The sequence below is a fragment of the Streptococcus sp. FSL E2-3494 genome (genome assembly GCF_038007085.1).
Taxonomy (GTDB): domain Bacteria; phylum Bacillota; class Bacilli; order Lactobacillales; family Streptococcaceae; genus Streptococcus; species Streptococcus thermophilus.
Genome location: NZ_JBBOWN010000001.1, coordinates 603,202 through 616,426, shown reverse-complemented (window position 1 = coordinate 616,426; position 13,225 = coordinate 603,202). Strand labels below are relative to the sequence as shown.

Sequence of the window (13,225 nt, the reverse complement as noted above, 5' to 3'; positions counted from 1 at the left end):
TGAAAGGTGTCCTGAATTATATCCGCAGTAAATGCCATAATATAGATAAACTCATCTTTAGGTATAAATAATCTTACAAAATGCTTCTAAGCTATCTTATTCTCTAATTAAACCTACTTTGATAAATTAAATTAAACAACCACTGAAGATTGATTAATAGTTTTGGTTGAGCATCAATCACTGGTTGGTTATAGAAAAACTTATGAGTTTTTATTATGTACTTATATTGTATATTCAAGGTATAGGAAAACGCTCTATTTTTTAGAGCATTTTAATTCTTACTTATCACCCTTGTTACGGATAACAAAGCCATTTTTCTTTTCGCTTGAAGCACGGTGTGGGCGTTTGTTGCCACGATTTTCGAAGTCACGACTGTTATTCTTAGACTTGCGTTTGAAGTCTCGACGGCCACCGTCTCGATCATCACGGTTACGGTCGCCACGGTATCCACCACGACGGTTGTTATCGCGACCACGGCCACGGCCACCTTTGCCACCTTTACCACCAAAGCCACCACCTGATGGTTTAAATGGCAATGGTTTTTCACGCGCAATTTCCACTTCTGGCATTGTCTCTGGATCTTGAACGGTCAAGCTCAAGATATAAAGCGCCAATTCTTCAGGTGTGAATTCTTGAGCCAATTTAACAGCATCGTCCTTAAACTTGTCAAAGTTAGCACGGATAGCTTCATCCGCAAAGTCACGTTCAATTTTCTTAAGGGCAACTTTCTTCTTAGATTGGAAGGCTTCTTGAGCTGTTGGTGACTTAAGGCCTTTCATGCCTTTCTTAGTCAAATTTTCGATGATGCCCAAGTAACCCATTTCGTTTGGAGAAACGAACGTAATCGATTGACCTGATTGGCCTGCACGGCCTGTACGTCCAATACGGTGAACGTAGCTTTCTGGGTCTTGTGGAATATCGTAGTTGTAGACGTGAGTAACACCTGAAATGTCAAGACCACGCGCCGCAACGTCTGTTGCAACCAAGATATCGATTTGGCCGTTCTTGAAGTCACGGATAATACGAAGACGTTTGTTTTGGTCAAGGTCTCCGTGGATACCTTCTGCACGGGAACCACGAAGTTTCAAACCACGTGTCAACTCGTCCACACGACGTTTGGTACGTCCAAAGACGATTGACAATTCAGGTTGGTCAACATCCATAAGACGAGTCATAGTATCAAACTTCTCTTGTTCCTTCACTCGGATAAAGTATTGATCAACGTTAACATTGGTCAATTCCTTAGCCTTGATTTTCACATGCTCAGGATCTTTCATGAACTGAACACCAATACGTTTGATGGCATCAGGCATAGTTGCTGAGAAGAGAAGGGTTTGACGTTTCTCTGGTACTCGACTGATAATTGCTTCAATGTCTTCTAGGAAGCCCATGTTAAGCATTTCATCAGCTTCATCCAAAATCAAAGTCTCGATATTGTTAAGTTTAAGGGCTTTACGTTTGATAAGGTCTAGGAGACGACCTGGTGTCCCTACTACAATGTGGGCACCTGAACGGAGGGCCTTGATTTGTTTCTCGATGCTAGAACCACCGTATACTGAGCGAACCTTAACGCCCTTATCACGGCCAAAACGGAAAAGCTCTTCTTGAGATTGCACTGCCAACTCACGTGTTGGGGCAATAACAAGGGCTTGAATTGTATTTTCTTCTGTACGAATTTTATCTAGGGTAGGCAAACCAAAGGCAGCTGTTTTACCAGTACCAGTTTGTGCCTGACCGATGACATCCTTACCTTCAAGAGCAAGTGGAATTGTCAACTCTTGGATAGGTGATGGTTGTTCAAAACCGGCAGCTACAACAGCTGATTGGATGTCTTCTGATAGGTTTAAATCTGTAAATTTCAAAGTATTCTTCTTTCTATTGAAGGTAGTGCGAAGCTACCTTATGAGACTTGGATGAGCAGATAAAGCATCTGCTTGTATTTTACAGTCGTTAATTTAACAACTTATCTATTTTATCATATTTAAGGATAAAAAGACAGAAAATAATGTTTTAAAACCGCCTCCAATTTGAGAAGACGGTTTCACTCACTGATTATTTTTTATGAACCAACCAACGCAGATAGCGGGCCAAGACCAAACAAAGAATGATACTACCAAAAACGATGAAAATCCAGGCTGAACTGACAGTCATAAAAGGTATAGGAACATTCATCCCAAAGAAACCGGTAATGACGGAAAGAACTCCCAAGAGTACCCCGATAATAGTCAAATTACTCAAGTTATTATTCAGATTGTTGTTTAGGATATTATTATAAGAACCTGATAGTTGTTGTAAGACCTTTGAAATAAGATCCGTCATGGCAACCAACTGCCTGGCTTCAATCATAGCATCATCAAACTGCTCTTTTTCGACCTCATTGAAACGACGATAAATGGCATGCCCATTAATGTATTCCAAAAGGAGACGGTTTTTTTTAGCTGCGGTCACCAAATAGACCATGCCTATTTCCAAATCTGAAAGATCATAAAGATTCTTACTTGTCGTGGTCTGCCTTAGGCGTCGACTAACTTCATCTTTTTGCTGATCCAAGCGTTCAATAACGGGATAATAAGCATTTGAAATCATCTCAAATCCTGCAAAAAGCAACGTGTAGATAGACAAATCCTCATGGTTATCCACATAGTCTTGCATCTTTCTTATCACATAAGCGTTATCCTCGTTACTAATGGTCACCAAACGCGTATCTTGTACAATAAAAGTCAGAGGGATAGTCTCATAGTATTCCTTGTCCTTTTCAAGCGCCAGAACATTATAGATAAAGGTAATTGTCCCATTCTCACGGTTGTAATCCATGTGGGCTTGTTCATTTTTATCCAAGGCATACTCTACGGTTTCTTGGTCAATATCGTACTTAGTATAAAGGTAGGATTGCTCAGATACAATGTCTGAGTCAATATTAATCCAGTGACGCTTGTAACCAAGTTCCTTTTCAATAAACATAGTCAACTCCTCTTCACTCTAGCACTGCTGTTGCTAAAGCTTGCTGAATTTCAAAGACATTATTATCGCTCTTAAATTGAAGCACTTCTGCAGGCTCAAGTGCTGATGAAATCCAAATCTTAAGTTCAGCATCTAGGTCAAAGTTCCCCGAGCTTTCTACAGTGAAACGAGAGATTGAGTGATAAGGGATAGATTTATAGGAAGTCTTCTTTCCTGTAACACCTTGCTTATCTACTAAAATCAAGCGTTTCTCTGTAAAGACAATCAAGTCACGAACAAGGACATAGGCTAAGTCCACCTGTTCACCTGGAATCAAGATATTCTCCAATTGACGCTCAACCTTGTCATTATCTTTCTTAGACGCATTGCCAAGCAATCCTGAAAAAATTCCCATAGTTGTTGCTCCTTTTTTTACTTTAAAGATAGTTCTTGCTTTAACTATACCACATTTTAAGATTTAATACACTTGCAGAAATTGGTTTCTGGTAGTACAATAAAAGAGTCACAAGAGGAGCAATTGCTGAGAATGGCTAGCTTGAATCTTTTCTTCAAGACTCGCCTAAACTCTTACCACCTGATCAGGTTAGAACCTGCGTAGGGATGTGTCTCAAAATAGATTGAAATAGACTTCTATGATGTCGTTTTGATGTGGCAAAAAAATAGCCAATCAAGACGATTGGTATAGGAGGTTTTTTATGTCGAAAACAAGTATTCGACCAATGATTGATATCGCCCTTTTGGCGACCATTGCTTATATCCTGGACCTAGTTACCCAGCCAATATCCCTAGGCCCTTGGATTTCCCTTTCCTTTAAAATGGTGCCTATCTTTCTCCTCAGTTTTCGCTGGGGGCTTAAAGCCGGTGCTATGGGAGGCCTTATCTGGGGGCTTCTCCAAGTGGCGACGGGACAAGCAGCCGGTGGTTGGCTAACATTAACACAAGGTTTTCTGGAGTATTTTGTCGCCTTTAGCCTTATTGGGATTAGTGGTGTGGTCAAGCCAGCCCTAGATAAAGCCATTAAACAAGGCTATAAAGTTAAATCTCTGATGTATATCACTGGGGGGATTCTGCTTGGTAGCTCTGCTCGTTACCTCATCCACTTTATAGCTGGTGTCATCTTTTGGGGAAGCTATGCTCCTAAAGGGCAAAGCCCTTATCTTTATTCATTCATTGTCAATAGCTCATCTTTCCTAGGAGAAACATTGGCAAGCCTTATTGTTTTCTTCGCCCTGCAACGATTCCTAGGCAGATTACTCAATACGGAAAAATAAAAGAAACCATAGGACAGTCTTAATTGGCTCTTTGTCAACTGTAGTGGGTGACGAAAAGCTAACATCTAGAGAGGACCGGATAGGTCCTTTTTTTATGTATGTTCAGTGTGATGAAGACACGCTTCTTAAAGTTGATGAAGTTTCTAAAACCGAAGCCCAAACGTTTGATGTCTTTGATCAACTTGTTAGTCGCTTCAAGTTTCGCGTTTGAATAGTCCGTTTCTAGTGCGTTTTTGATGTATTGCTTGTGTCTAAGAAAAGTCCTAAAGACAGTTTGAAAATAATGATTGACCTTGCTCCTATTTTCCTCTATCAGTTCAAAGAACTCATCTACTCTCTTCTCCTGAAAGTGAAAAAGCAAAAGCTGATAAAGTGTATAGTAGTCAGTAAGCTCTTTTGAAAAGACTAGTGTCTTCGCAACGACTTCATGTGGTACTAAAGTTTGACGGAAAGTCTTTAAATAGAAAGAGTTGAGAGATAACTTACATCTGTCTTTTTGGAAGAGTCGCCAGTGATTTTTCAGGGCTCGATAGGGTAGTGACTTCTTATCGAACTGGTTCATAATTGCAATTCTTGTCTTTAAAAAGGCACGTCCAAGGTGCTGGATGATGTGGAAACGATCAAGAACGATTTTTGCGTTTGGAAAGAGCTTGCGAGCCAGTGGAATATAAGCTCCAGACATATCCATCGTGATAAACTGTACCTGTTGTCGGACTTTCAATGGATACTTCAAAAAGTAGTTTCGTATAGTAGTTTGGCGGCGATTATCAAGGATGGTTATGAGTTCGTTTGTCTCATAATTCTGCGCCACAAAAGCCAATTCCCCTTTCTTGAACCCAAACTCATCCCAGGACATAACGGCAGGGAGTTTGTCATAATGTTCCTTGAAAGTAAACTGATCAAGCTTACGATAGACAGTGGACGTCGACACGCGAAGTCTTCTTGCAATATCAGTTAGTGACACCTTCTCAGTTAGGAGTTGTGTAACTTTTTGTTGGACTAGATTGGAGATTTGGCAGTTTTTCTCAACGATAGATGTCTCAGCTACCGTGACTCTCCTACAATTTTTACACTGGAAATGACGTTTTTTCAGACGTAGTAGAGTTGGCGTTCCCGCTTGCTCGAGAAGAGGGATTTTAGAAGGCTTTTGAAAGTCGTACTTGATCATCTTTCCATGGCAATGAGGACATGATGGTGCAGGGTAATCAAGTTTTGCTTGAATCTCGATATGAGTGTCAGTTTCAAAAACAAGTGAAATGTTGATATTTTGGTCTTTGATTCCGATTAATTCTGTGTTATTCTTAATAAGTCTCATAAGTTCTTCCTAATGATGGTTTGGTTGCTTTTCATTATAGTTCTTATGGGACTTTTTGTGTACACTCAAAAAGCTCTATAATCCCTACAGTAGTTTTACCCACTACAGAAATTATAGAGCCTCTTAATTGGTAGTCCTATGGTTTTTCTTGTTTTTATGGAATATTACGACACGAAGTCAGACGAATCGATATTATTCGTCTGACGCAGTTAGTGAGACGGCTAGCTAGACACCTAATAGGGGCTAGCGTCAAAAGATGAACGATTTGCAAAAACTAAATAGTCATCGTGTTACGACATGAGAAAACGGAAACGATGTTTTTTCCGTTTTCGAGTTAGTAAGGGACTTAGCCACGGTCCCATAGGACGTGGTGTAGATTGCTTAAGCTATGAAATAGCCAAGCAATCTTAGTACATTACATCTTCTCTTCCAATGTTACATCTGGGTATTTATCCGCAAACCAACGAAGGGCAAAGTCATTTTCAAAGAGGAAGACTGGTTGGTCAAAGCGATCTTTGGCCAAGATGTTTCGGCTTGATGACATGCGTTCGTCAAGATCCTCAGGTTGAATCCAACGTACGGTCTTTTTACCCATTGGTGTCATGACGACTTCAGCATTGTATTCATTTTCCATACGGTGCTTGAAAACTTCAAACTGAAGTTGACCAACAGCACCAAGCATGTATTCGCCAGTTTGGTAGTTGGTGTAGAGCTGGATGGCTCCTTCTTGCACCAATTGTTCAATTCCCTTGTGGAAAGACTTCTGTTTCATAACATTTTTAGCAGAAACTTTCATGAACAACTCGGGCGTAAAGGTTGGTAGTGGCTCAAATTCAAACTTATTTTTTCCTACAGTAAGGGTATCACCAACCTGGTAAGTTCCTGTATCGTAAACCCCGATAATATCTCCAGCCACAGCATTTTCGACATTTTCACGGGACTCGGCCATAAACTGAGTGACGTTAGAGAGCTTAGCTCCTTTACCTGTACGGGTTAGGTTAACACTCATACCACGCTCGAATTCGCCAGACACGATACGAACAAAGGCAATACGGTCACGGTGACGTGGGTCCATGTTGGCTTGGATTTTGAAAACAAAACCTGAGAAATCCTTGTTAAGAGGATCAATCTCATCACCATCTACTGTCTTATGGCCATGTGGTTCTGGCGCGAATTTGAGGAAGGTATCGAGGAAGGTTTGAACCCCAAAGTTTGTAAGGGCAGAACCGAAGAAGACCGGAGTCAATTCACCAGCTAAAATAGCTTCTTCAGAGAATTCATTTCCTGCTTCTGTCAAGAGTTCGATATCTTCTTTAGCTTGCTCATAGAATGGATTGTTGGCAAATAGAGTATCACCATCTTCAATCTTGGCAAAGCGCTCGTTACCCTTGTAAAGCTCTAATCGTTCATTATAAAGGTCATAAAGACCTTCGAAGGCTTTCCCCATACCGATAGGCCAGTTCATTGGGTAACTGGCAATACCAAGCACTTCTTCCAACTCTTCCAAGAGGTCAAGTGGCTCACGTCCATCACGGTCCAATTTGTTCATGAAGGTGAAGACAGGAATACCACGGTGTTTGACAACTTCGAAAAGTTTTTTGGTTTGGGCCTCAATACCTTTGGCTGAGTCAACGACCATTACGGCAGCATCAACCGCCATAAGAGTACGGTAGGTATCTTCTGAGAAGTCCTCGTGCCCTGGGGTATCAAGGATATTAACACGTTTGCCGGCATAGTCAAACTGCATCACAGATGAGGTTACTGAGATACCACGTTGTTTTTCAATATCCATCCAGTCTGATTTGGCAAAATTTCCGGTCTTCTTACCTTTTACGGTACCAGCTTCACGGATTTCACCCCCAAAGTAAAGCAATTGTTCAGTAATTGTTGTTTTACCAGCATCGGGGTGAGAGATGATGGCAAAAGTACGGCGTTTTTTGATTTCGTCTCGAATGCTCATAGTTTTCTTTCTTCTTTAAAAATAATCTTTTTGGTACTTTTCCTTAGTGGTATCGAACGTTAGCAGCTTCCTTAGGAATCGCAAAACTTCTACGTTCCATAGCTACTGACAGTAATAGGTTTTAACCAGATTGAAAAGTAAGATAGTTGTAGCACTTCTTTCAGAAAATTTCTGTCTTTTAAAAGCTACATTTGTTGTCGAGGCTTGCAATAATTCTCGCAGGCATAACTCTTTTATTATATCCAAATTACAGTGTGAAAGCAATTTTGAAAGCGTTTTGTGTTAGAATAAAACAAATAAAATGACAAAACATGCTATCAGCTTTCTGATGGCGTGTTTCTTCATTTATTCAATACTTATCTTCAAAATATTCCAGACTCTTTTTCATAATTATCATAAGAATAATCAAAGTTCCTGAAACAGCAAGGTATTTGACAACTAAGGGGGGTCCCATAATAAATGGCGTGTGTTTAAGCATCCCATAGTTTCCACCGATGGTCTGATTAACTATTACCAGACCTAGATTTAGTAGGAAGGTAGCCACCACGATCAGTCCTAGGCTGATGGGATGGGTTTTATAACTGTTAAAAATGACATTCAGGCTATTGACAAGTAGGGCATAGTGACCAATTAGGAAAGAAAATCCTGTGATATGAGGAAACTCATAGGGATCAAATACTGGGTAAATCAATGCACAGTAGGTTCCGACGACTCCCATAATAGCGAAGTAGGTCTTTGTCCTACTATTTTTCAAGAGGAGAACAGCAAACATGGCCATACGGCAATGGTAAAGGGGCAGACTAATAAAAAGAGGAAAGCCTTGCCAGAGGTACCAGGTGTAGAGGGCAAAGAGTTGAATGGCTTGAATAGTGATAAAGGTCCAACGCCATACATTATTGTTATGCCAAAGCCAACTCAGGTAACTCAAGAGTACCATCGCCAAGAGCATAAGCAAATAATAGGGCAGAGGTATATGGGGGGGATGAGTTGGGGTCATTGTCAAAAAATCCTTCATTCTCTTCTCCTGATGAAATTGCTATGCCTGCTATTATATCAAATTTCAGGGTAAATCAAAAACCTGCTTAGAGAGCAGGTTAGAGAACTTAATCCTTAGCTTGGAGTTCTTGCACAACCTTGGCTAGGTTCATAGAGTTAGAGCCCTTAAGCAAGATTTGATCGTATTCGCCTAGACTTTCTTTGATTTGTTTGACCATAGCATCAAATTGGTCTTCATCAGATGTCTTCTTGAAATAATAAACATGACCAAGTGGGAACATTTGACTGGCAAGTTGTGACAATTCTGCAATGTCTTCACCATAGAAAATCACCGTATCAATAGCATCTGGTGTCAGGCTTAAAATCATCTGTGTATGAAGTTGTACAGACTGTTCACCGAGTTCTTTCATATCAGCTAGGACAGCGATTTTCTTGCCTCCTTCATTCTTAGGAATGGCTGAGAAGGTCTCCAAAACGAGCTTCATAGCTGTTGGATTGGCATTGTAGACGTCAGAAAGAATATCCGCTCCATTAGCCGCTTTTTTCCATTCGGTACGGTTTTTTGTGAGTTGCAAGTTAGCAAGAGCTGAGAGGATATTTTCCTCAGTTACACCCAAGTGTTTTGCGACATAGGCAGCAACCATGGCATTTGTGGCATTGTATTTTCCAGTGACTGGCAAGGTAACTTGTCCGTCGAGGAACTTTGTTGAAAAGGTAAGATGATCCTTGTATTCCGTCAACTCAGAGACTGTAAGCTCTGCACCATCTCCAAAGCGTACCACTTCAAGATTGCTTGGCAAGAAAGGATCAACGATTGGATCACATGGCACAAGCAAGAGACTACCATCAGGCATACCGTCTTGCATTTGCATTTTACCTTGAGCAATCTTGTCACGGCTACCGAAGAATTCCAAGTGAGCTTCTCCGATTAAGGTAACAACGGCTGTTTTTGGCTTAGCCAAGTTTGACAAGAGATGAATATCTCCCATATGGTCTTGCCCCATCTCAAGGACAATTTTCTCCGTATCATCAGGCATGTGGAGGGCTGTATAAGGAAGACCAATCTCATTGTTGTAATTGCCTTGTGTCTTATAAGTGCGGTAGGTCGTTGCCAAAATGTCATGAATCATGTCCTTGGTGGTTGTCTTACCGTTAGAACCAGTCACAGCAATAACATCAACACCAGTCTTTTCAAGATAGTAGGCAGCTAGTTCTTGGAAGGCTTCAAGAGCGTCATCGACTAGGATGTGGGCTTGATCAGCCGGTAATTCTTTTTCTGTGAATGTCGCTATAGCACCGTTGTCAAAGGCTGTTTGGATAAAATCATGCCCATCACGCGCACCTTTGAGCGGCAAAAAGAGATCCCCCGCTGTGATCTTACGGCTGTCAAATTCAATCTGGTTTAGGGCGACATCTTTATAGGCAGTGACATCATTTTTAGCACCAACAACCTTGGCAATTTCATGGAGTGTCAGTTTCATCTTAAAATCCTCTATTATATTTTTTACAAGTCTGACAAGAAATAAGATTTTCTTGACTTCAATCACTCCCAATTATATCACAAATCGGGCTAGCTTTTGCTTGGGAGATGAATTTGTTACAATGGTTGATGAAAGGATTAGGCATGACAAAGAAAAAAATCAATCAGTTTCTCTAACAAAGAAAAAGACAGAATAAGTGACTGCCAAAGTATTGAAGAACCTAAAGCCAGCGCTTTAATTGGAGAATGGTAGTTCTACTAGAGCCAACATCTGGATTGATCATCTTATTAATACTAGCACTGCTATATGGTGGTTTATATTATTACAATCATTATACCGTCAACAAAGATAATATTTATGGTCTCTGGCAGTCTGATCATCATCAGTTAGCGACTTCCTGTAAGCATATTCGGAAACGAGGAAATATTGACTGGCAGGTCACACAGGATGGTAAGAATATTATCTATGCTACTAGAACTCGCCCAGTCAAGCGGCTTAATGACGGAACTCTTCACATGGAGCTCTACACTGTGGAAGGCTACCTAACAGACCTCCCCACCAAGAACGGCTTCAGCTATATGGATTTCTATCTTCGTAAAAACAATTATATTACCTATGATGGCGAGTCCTACAAACGAATAGACTCCGGAAACAGGTCCATCACTTGGAAAGATGATTCCACCAGCCCTTATGGTCAACGGAAAACCACTATAGATGAAGTTTTTGAATCCTTCTATTTGATACTTATTGGTATTTGCTCATTTCTTATCATTATAGAGGCTCGGCAAAAGAGGAGAGAGAAGCTCAATGAGACACCAAACAAAAAGAAAATACGCTGACCGAAAGAATCTCAATCGAAAATATCATCCACAAAAGCATATCGGAAACAACAGAAACGCAAAACGGGATGGCGAGCACGCTGGGATAAATTTACAGACCGTTTAGCTAACATTTTTGGCATAGATTTCCTAATCCTCTTACCTGTAGTCATTATCTATGGTATTTTCTTTGGTCATGACGTTTATAAAGACGATATCTACGGTCTTTGGCAATCTAAAAGCCATCAGCTTGCCATATCCTACGAAAGAGGTGGCGAGGGAAGTAAGATTGATTGGGAGATTGTTCAAGATGGAAATGTCCTCATCAAAAATGCACGCATTGATGAGATTGAAAGCTTTAATGGACGGCACCCTCATTGAAATTTATGCCAGGGAGCACCTTCTTTCAGACCTTCCCGCTAAGAATGGCTACAACTATTTGAAGATGTATGTTCGTAAAGACAATTATCTGACCTATAATGGCAAATCCCACAAACTAGTGGATGATAAGGACAAAAGTATTACCTGAAAAGACGGTTCAAAATCCCCTTATGTCAATGAAAGACCTTGTTTGATCGTCTGAGACCTTATATCGTATTTGGAATGTTGGGTGGCTTTCTTATATATGTCCTTTTCGTTGAATGGAAGATCAAAAGAAACTATAAAAACAAGTAAAACCACTCCTGCTTCTAGCTAGACTAGATATAAGCAGGAGTGGTTGTTTATTTTTATTAAGCAAGACTTACCTCTCTAAGAGGGTGTCGGTCTTATTTCACTTGGCCACCTTCAACAACGAGGTCATCAGCTTTAGCAGCATCACCGTAAGTTGGGTGAAGTGTTTTTTCATAATCTTTGTGGAAGAAATTCTCTTCGCCAAGTTTCTTAATGTCTTTATTGATAAAGTCAAGGAGTTCTTTGTTACCTTTTTGAACGGCTGGAGCGATAGTATCTGGGTCACCAAGTGATGTGATTCCAACTTCATAGCCTTTGTTTTCTAAAGCCCAAGCAAGAACTTCTGTATTATCTGTTGAGAAGGCATCGCCACGACCATCAAGGAGTGCTTGGTAGGCATCGCTATATTGATCATACTTTTGCAATTTGATATTTGGGTAGTTCTTTTCAAAATAAGTTTCAGCAGTTGTCCCCTTAGTAACAATCAAGGTCTTGCCTTCAAGCTCTTTGACGTCCTTAATGACCTTGTCTTTAGGTGACACTACACCGATTGAGACTTTCATGTAAGGAAGGGCGAAGTCCACTTGTTTCTTACGTTCATCAGTTACTGTAAAGTTGGCAAGCGTAATATCTACCTTGTTTGAAATCAAGAATTCTGCACGGTTGGCCGCATCTACTGAGACGTATTTCGGTTTAACACCCAAGTCTTTGGCCAAACGGTTACCAAGTTCAATATCGTAACCTTGGTAAGCACCCTTGTTATCTACATAACCGAAAGGTTTCTTGTCCGCAAAGACGGCGATACGAAGCTCACCACTCTTCTTAATTTCTTCAATAGTACGTGCTTTGGCTGTTGATTTACCAGAGCTACTGTTACTTGAGCAAGCAGTCACTGCCACCAAGGCAAAGACGAGGGCTAATAGGGCAAAAATTTTCTTTGTTAGTTTCATAATTCTCTCCTAAAATAATTTACTTTCACTAAAAACAATGGGTTACAAATAGGCACCAAACTGACTGAAATCAAAGACATTGAGGAACTCTTGAGCCCGCTGTGTCTTTGGATGATTGAAGAATTCTTCAGCAGTACCTTCCTCAGCGATGACACCCTTATCCATAAAGATAATACGGTCAGCGATGGCACGCGCAAACTGAAGTTCATGGGTTACAATCAACATGGTACATCCTTCTTGAGCCAGGTCATTGATTAATTCCAGAACCTCACGAACCATCTCAGGATCAAGTGAAGCCGTCACTTCATCAAAGAGGATAACTTCAGGATGCATGAGCAGGGAACGGACTATGGCTACCCGTTGCTTTTGACCACCTGATAGTTGTCGCGCAAAGCTGTGTTTCTTATCCAAAAGTCCCACACGGTCCAAGAGTTTCTCAGCCTCTGCAATGACTTCATTCTTGTTACGCCCTTGAGCTTTGACTGGCCCCAAAATCAGGTTTTGCAGGATATCCAAATGCGGGAAGAGGTCATAACTTTGAAAGACCATTCCGATTTTCTGACGAATCAGGTGGAAATCCTTTTTACTACCAGTGATAGACTTACCATCTAGGAGAATATCGCCTCCTTGGATAGTCTCTAAGCCATTGATACAGCGTAGCAAAGTCGATTTCCCACAACCTGAGGAACCCAGGATAACAACGACTTCACCTTGCTTAACATCTAAGGAGATGCCTTTGAGAATTTGATTGTCCCCAAAGGACTTTTTCAAATCCTTGATTTGTAAAATGCTTTCTGTCAT

Annotated in this window: 10 protein-coding genes, 2 pseudogenes and 1 riboswitch; of the genes and pseudogenes, 3 read left to right on the top strand and 9 right to left on the bottom strand. The window is 40.7% G+C overall.

Annotation, left to right across the window (positions count from 1 at the left end; translation table 11 throughout):
- Positions 1–278 precede the first annotated feature (278 nt).
- The 3 genes from NST05_RS03245 to NST05_RS03235 form a co-directional block, all read right to left on the bottom strand.
- Positions 279–1,862: a DEAD/DEAH box helicase gene (locus NST05_RS03245; RefSeq protein WP_084829027.1), complete on the bottom strand. Its 1,584-nt coding sequence runs from the start codon at positions 1,860–1,862 to the stop codon at positions 279–281.
- 190 nt (positions 1,863–2,052) lie between these two features.
- Positions 2,053–2,961 (bottom strand): magnesium transporter CorA family protein, encoded by a 909-nt coding sequence (locus NST05_RS03240; protein WP_340742899.1) that lies wholly within the window; start codon positions 2,959–2,961, stop codon positions 2,053–2,055.
- Positions 2,962–2,974: 13 nt separating this feature from the next.
- Positions 2,975–3,355, bottom strand: a complete 381-nt coding sequence (locus NST05_RS03235; RefSeq protein ID WP_002944579.1) for a PH domain-containing protein — start codon at positions 3,353–3,355, stop codon at positions 2,975–2,977.
- A gap of 103 nt (positions 3,356–3,458) precedes the next feature.
- Positions 3,459–3,579: riboswitch (TPP riboswitch) on the top strand.
- Between the two features lie 77 nt (positions 3,580–3,656).
- On the opposite strand from NST05_RS03235, the gene thiT reads away from it, so the two are divergent.
- Positions 3,657–4,232 carry an energy-coupled thiamine transporter ThiT gene (gene thiT / locus NST05_RS03230; RefSeq protein ID WP_002951583.1) on the top strand — a complete coding sequence of 192 codons (576 nt, stop codon included), beginning with the start codon at positions 3,657–3,659 and terminating at the stop codon, positions 4,230–4,232.
- A 65-nt stretch (positions 4,233–4,297) separates the two neighbouring features.
- Here thiT and NST05_RS03225 read toward each other — a convergent pair.
- From NST05_RS03225 to NST05_RS03210, 4 genes and pseudogenes are all read right to left on the bottom strand, one after another.
- Positions 4,298–5,547, bottom strand: a pseudogene (locus NST05_RS03225) (ISL3 family transposase).
- 415 nt (positions 5,548–5,962) lie between these two features.
- Positions 5,963–7,507: a peptide chain release factor 3 gene (locus NST05_RS03220; RefSeq protein ID WP_011681503.1), complete on the bottom strand. Its 1,545-nt coding sequence runs from the start codon at positions 7,505–7,507 to the stop codon at positions 5,963–5,965.
- A gap of 349 nt (positions 7,508–7,856) precedes the next feature.
- Positions 7,857–8,522, bottom strand: coding sequence for a YwaF family protein (locus NST05_RS03215; RefSeq protein ID WP_084829028.1), 666 nt, complete (start codon positions 8,520–8,522; stop codon positions 7,857–7,859).
- Positions 8,523–8,610: 88 nt separating this feature from the next.
- Positions 8,611–9,984: a UDP-N-acetylmuramoyl-tripeptide--D-alanyl-D-alanine ligase gene (locus NST05_RS03210; RefSeq protein ID WP_014727658.1), complete on the bottom strand. Its 1,374-nt coding sequence runs from the start codon at positions 9,982–9,984 to the stop codon at positions 8,611–8,613.
- A 245-nt stretch (positions 9,985–10,229) separates the two neighbouring features.
- Between NST05_RS03210 and NST05_RS03205 the strand changes: the two genes are divergently transcribed.
- Positions 10,230–10,823 carry a hypothetical protein gene (locus NST05_RS03205; protein ID WP_084829029.1) on the top strand — a complete coding sequence of 198 codons (594 nt, stop codon included), beginning with the start codon at positions 10,230–10,232 and terminating at the stop codon, positions 10,821–10,823.
- A pseudogene (locus tag NST05_RS03200) lies at positions 10,792–11,477 on the top strand (hypothetical protein). The gene NST05_RS03205 and the pseudogene NST05_RS03200 overlap by 32 nt, the downstream one beginning before the upstream one ends.
- 92 nt (positions 11,478–11,569) lie before the next feature.
- Here the strand turns inward: NST05_RS03200 and NST05_RS03195 are convergent.
- Both NST05_RS03195 and NST05_RS03190 read right to left on the bottom strand, forming a co-directional pair.
- Entirely contained in the window at positions 11,570–12,424 is an 855-nt protein-coding gene (locus tag NST05_RS03195; RefSeq protein ID WP_004197296.1) for a cysteine ABC transporter substrate-binding protein, read from the bottom strand.
- A gap of 42 nt (positions 12,425–12,466) precedes the next feature.
- Positions 12,467–13,225, bottom strand: a complete 759-nt coding sequence (locus NST05_RS03190) for an amino acid ABC transporter ATP-binding protein (protein WP_004197293.1) — start codon at positions 13,223–13,225, stop codon at positions 12,467–12,469.

Bases quoted from the DNA above. Each gene is read 5' to 3' on its own strand.
- NST05_RS03210 (WP_014727658.1), bottom strand. From the start codon at position 9,984: ATGAAACTGACACTCCATGAAATTGCCAAGGTTGTTGGTGCTAAAAAT.
- thiT (WP_002951583.1), top strand. From the start codon at position 3,657: ATGTCGAAAACAAGTATTCGACCAATGATTGATATCGCCCTTTTGGCG.
- NST05_RS03240 (WP_340742899.1), bottom strand. From the start codon at position 2,961: ATGTTTATTGAAAAGGAACTTGGTTACAAGCGTCACTGGATTAATATT.
- NST05_RS03195 (WP_004197296.1), bottom strand. From the start codon at position 12,424: ATGAAACTAACAAAGAAAATTTTTGCCCTATTAGCCCTCGTCTTTGCC.
- NST05_RS03190 (WP_004197293.1), bottom strand. From the start codon at position 13,225: ATGACAGAAAGCATTTTACAAATCAAGGATTTGAAAAAGTCCTTTGGG.
- NST05_RS03215 (WP_084829028.1), bottom strand. From the start codon at position 8,522: ATGAAGGATTTTTTGACAATGACCCCAACTCATCCCCCCCATATACCT.
- NST05_RS03235 (WP_002944579.1), bottom strand. From the start codon at position 3,355: ATGGGAATTTTTTCAGGATTGCTTGGCAATGCGTCTAAGAAAGATAAT.
- NST05_RS03220 (WP_011681503.1), bottom strand. From the start codon at position 7,507: ATGAGCATTCGAGACGAAATCAAAAAACGCCGTACTTTTGCCATCATC.
- NST05_RS03205 (WP_084829029.1), top strand. From the start codon at position 10,230: ATGGTAGTTCTACTAGAGCCAACATCTGGATTGATCATCTTATTAATA.